Below are 630 nucleotides of genomic sequence, written 5' to 3' on the forward strand. Positions count from 1 at the left end.
AGCACCTGAAAGCCACTCGTCGCGTCGGGGGCTCCGCGTCAGCCCGCATCCAGGTTCCGCCGCTCCACCAATGCTGCGGGATGGACAATCTCATCCTTCAGCCCACGATAAGCGGTGTCGGCCCACATCAGCTCGATGGCCGGGAAGAGATGCTGCAGACCCTCCAACAAGAGTTCGGCTCCGGCGCGAGCATGGATGTCGGCGGGCTGCACCTTGTTCTTCAGCAGCGTGCCTTGGGTGTCGACCAGCAGATGCCGCTTGCGGCCCTTGATCGTCTTACCGCCGTTGTATCCGGGCGGTCCCCATCTCGGTGGTCTTGACTGACTGGCTGGCGATGATCGCCGCACTCGGTTGAGGAGACCGGCCGATCGCACGGCGGTAGCTCTCGCGCAGAGCCTGGTTCACGTGCTCCCAGGTGCCATCCTCACGCCACTGCGAATACTGGGAGAAGACAGCAGACCGGGGCAGATCCTCATGCGGCAGCCGCCGCCACTGCGCGCCGGTGCGCAGCAGATAGAAGATGGCATCGACGATGCGGCGCAACGGATAGGTCTGCCGCCGTCCCGCTGGATGGCTGCGGGGAACAAGGGGTTCGAGCAGCGCCTACTCGGCATCATTGAGGTCGCTGGC

2 protein-coding genes are annotated in these 630 nt (G+C 64.8%); both read right to left on the bottom strand.

What is annotated here, in order from left to right; translation table 11 throughout:
- Positions 1–38: 38 nt before the first annotated feature.
- Positions 39–374, bottom strand: a complete 336-nt coding sequence (locus JKL45_RS30745; RefSeq protein ID WP_312897061.1) for a transposase — start codon at positions 372–374, stop codon at positions 39–41.
- Complete coding sequence (locus JKL45_RS30425) at positions 277–543, bottom strand: transposase (protein ID WP_246499143.1); 267 nt, start codon at positions 541–543, stop codon at positions 277–279. The genes JKL45_RS30745 and JKL45_RS30425 overlap by 98 nt, the downstream gene beginning before the upstream one ends.
- Positions 544–630: the final 87 nt, after the last annotated feature.

This window comes from Microvirga soli (genome assembly GCF_016734765.1).
GTDB lineage: Bacteria > Pseudomonadota > Alphaproteobacteria > Rhizobiales > Beijerinckiaceae > Microvirga > Microvirga soli.